The organism is Aquitalea sp. S1-19 (assembly GCF_024343515.1).
The window spans coordinates 1-3,371 of the sequence record NZ_RJTZ01000180.1 but is presented as its reverse complement, the minus strand read 5'-3'; the positions used below and the strand labels follow the sequence as shown (position 1 = coordinate 3,371).

The following is a 3,371-nucleotide window of genomic DNA, read 5'->3' as shown; positions in this document are numbered from 1 at the left end:
TTCCGGAAATTCAGCAAGAAATGAGTGCTATCAGCGCGATCACGGCACAAAAACCGGCTGCCACGCGCCCCGGCCGGGGCCAGGGGCACATGTCAGGTTCGGAAAACTTTACTTAGTTATCCAAGTTGAGCATGAATTCAGCAACAATATTCAACTGCGTTCGCTTGTACAAATTATCCGCTCGGTCACTCACGATATAACTATCTGTTACTTTATATTCAATAGCGACACTGTGCATCATCAGATATTGCAACAAACGCATATCTTTTAACTTAAAATCGGCGAACGTTGCGAACGTTTTACGCAAGATATGGCAACAAACTTCAACTCCCCCGATAGACTCCGAAATCTTTTTCAGGGCGTCTTCGGGGCTTGACGTGGGTTTTCCTTGGTGCTTATGGCTCGGCAAAATCCATACAGCATCTGGTGCACGTGTCTTGCTGCGCGGCTCAATGATGTTGCCCCAAACCCAGTCGCAGATGGGCATGTCATACGTACCGTGGTTCTTGTTACCGACGTCTTCTGGCTGTATGTGGTACGTACGATTAGCGAAATCAACGCGATCCCACCGCATATTTGCAATGATCGACTTACGCCAACCCTGCAACAGGGCAATCATCAGAAAATCGCGCAGAAGCGGATGGAGTGTTTGAGCATGAGCAATAAAACCTGGCAGATTCTCAATAGATAGCTTTTTCCTGCGCGGCGACGGCTTTTTAAAGAGATTCGTTGCCGAAATCTTGGAAATTGGCGATGTGCTTACGTATTCCATGTTCCGCGCATACTTATAAAGAGTACTCAAGAAAATCATCGTTTGGTGCGCGGTGGTCTCTCCACTTTTATGCTTGATTTCAAGCAACAGGTCTTTCCACTCGACAGCGCTTACAAGACTCATATCGCGTTCGTGATAGCGTGCCAGTGCACGATAGTTCTTGTCATACGTCTGTCGCGTTGCAAGCGTTAGCGCATGCTTATCTTTCACGTACAGCGTATAGACGTCGCTTAGCGTCTTCGTTTGTCCGATCTTGATGCGAAAATTTGCGTCGCGCCTGCTGGTTGCAGCGACCGAAGCTTGCGCGAACGTCAGATCCTCATACAGACCCAGCTTCTCTTTCTTGTCTTTCCCGTCAACGTCAACGTACCGAACAACCCAAGATTTCGCAGAGGTACCATCTTTCTTCTTACGCATTACACGCAAGTACAGTCCGGGTACAGTCGTGCAGGTATGGTCTTCATATACCTTTGTCGAGCCGAATTCCGGGCCGGTAAGTATAAGCGCTGCGGCTTGGGTCTTGTTGGAGAAGCTAGCCATTTTTGTCCGTTTATCCGTAATGCCGGTTTTCAATATGATAATACAAGAATTCATTTGTCCAATCATTTGTCCGCTAGTTGTCCGAATAATTTTTAACAACGTGACAAATTAGCAACGATTGTCCATATATACTCTGGACAATTTGCTCATTTGTAAGTGCTGGCGTATAAATACATAGACTCAAAGCATTGATATATAAGGCTTTATCCCGAAAACATATTCTTGTGATAGATAATTAAATGATTGAAAAGCACACTCCGATGATGCAGCAGTACCTTTCCCTCAAGCGCGACCACCCGGACAAGCTGGTGTTCTACCGCATGGGCGATTTTTACGAGCTGTTTTACGAGGACGCGGAAAAGGCGGCGCGCCTGCTGGATATCACGCTGACCACGCGCGGCGCCTCGGCCGGCACTCCGATCAAGATGGCCGGTGTACCCTATCATGCCGCCGAAGGCTATCTCGCGCGTCTGGTCAAGCTGGGCGAGTCGGTCGCCATCGTCGAACAGATCGGCGACCCGGCGACCAGCAAAGGCCCGGTCGAACGCAAAGTCATGCGCATCGTCACCCCGGGCACGCTGACCGATGCTGCGCTGCTGGACGACAAGCGCGACAATCTGGTGCTGGCGCTTAACAGCATCAAGGGCGTGCTGGGCATGGCCTGGCTGTCGCTGTCCAGCGGCGAATTCCGCATCATGCAGGTGCCGGTCGACGAGGTGATGAGCGAGCTTGAGCGCCTGCGCCCGTCCGAGCTTTTGCTGCCCGACGATAACGCCATTGCCCTCTTGGACACGCTGGCCATTCCGCGCAAGAAACTGCCATCCTGGCAGTTTGACAGCGAATCGGGCCAGCTCACCCTGACCCGCCATTTCGGCACGCGCGATCTGGCCGGTTTCGGCGCAGAAAACAGCCCGGTAGCCGTCGGCGCGGCCGGTGCCCTGCTCGAATACGCCAAACAGACCCAGGGTGCGCATCTGGCCCATATCGCCAGCCTGAGCGTGGAAGACACCCGCGAACTGGTGCGCATGGATGCCGCCACCCGGCGCAATCTGGAACTGACCGAAACCCTGCGCGGCGAAGCCAGCCCGACACTGGCCTCCTTGCTTGACCATTGCAGCACCAGCATGGGCAGCCGCCTGTTGCGCCACTGGCTGCATCATCCGCTACGCAACCATGCCCGCCTGCGCGAACGGCTGGATGCGGTAGCCTCCCTCGCCTCCCAGCATCAGACGCTGCGCGATACCCTGTCCGGCGTAGCCGACATCGAGCGCATTACTGCCCGCATCGCCTTGCGCAGCGCCCGCCCGCGCGACTTGTCCTCGCTGCGCGACTCGCTCGCCAGCCTGAAAGACGCCCGCCATCAGGCCGCCAACCTGAACAGCACACTGCTGAACACGCTGGCCAGCCACCTGCCGAAAAACGCCCCGGCCGAGGCGCTGCTGCGGGCGGCTATTTTGCCCGAACCATCGACCTTGCTGCGCGACGGCGGCGTGATCAACCACGGCTATTCGGCCGATCTGGACGAGCTACGCGACATCCAGACCAACTGCGGCGAATTCCTGCTGCAACTGGAAGCACGCGAACGCGAGCGCACGGGCATCAGCACGCTCAAGGTCGAATTCAACCGGGTGCACGGCTTTTACATTGAAGTGTCACGCGCCCAGTCGGACAAGGTGCCGGACGACTATCGCCGCCGCCAGACACTGAAAAACGCCGAGCGCTATATCACGCCGGAACTGAAAGAATTCGAAGACAAAGCACTGTCGGCACAGGACAAGTCGCTGGCGCTGGAAAAGCAGTTATACGAAGCACTGCTCGATGCACTGATTCCGCATGTCGGCGCGCTACAGCAGACGGCGCAAGCAGTCGCCACGCTGGATGTGCTGGCCAACTTTGCCGAGCGCAGCGAAACCTGCAATTACGTCGCCCCCGAATTTGTCGGCAACAACCGGCTGGAGATTATTGAAGGCCGCCATCCGGTGGTGGAAGCCGGCGTCGAACGCTTTATTGCCAACGACATCTGCCTGTCGGATGCCCGCAAGCTGTTGCTGATTACCGG

2 protein-coding genes are annotated in these 3,371 nt (G+C 55.2%); one reads left to right on the top strand and one right to left on the bottom strand.

Features of this window, described 5'->3' with window-relative positions; all coding sequences use genetic code 11:
- Window positions 1-112: 112 nt before the first annotated feature.
- Window positions 113-1,312: a tyrosine-type recombinase/integrase gene (locus EGI20_RS16730; RefSeq protein ID WP_498632837.1), complete on the bottom strand. Its 1,200-nt coding sequence runs from the start codon at window positions 1,310-1,312 to the stop codon at window positions 113-115.
- Between the two features lie 239 nt (window positions 1,313-1,551).
- On the opposite strand from EGI20_RS16730, the gene mutS reads away from it, so the two are divergent.
- On the top strand, window positions 1,552-3,371 hold a 1,820-nt coding region (mutS, locus tag EGI20_RS16725), incomplete at its 3' end, for a DNA mismatch repair protein MutS (RefSeq protein ID WP_498632836.1).

Coding starts and splice junctions, on each gene's coding strand:
- EGI20_RS16730 (WP_498632837.1), bottom strand. CDS start 1,312: ATGGCTAGCTTCTCCAACAAGACCCAAGCCGCAGCGCTTATACTTACC.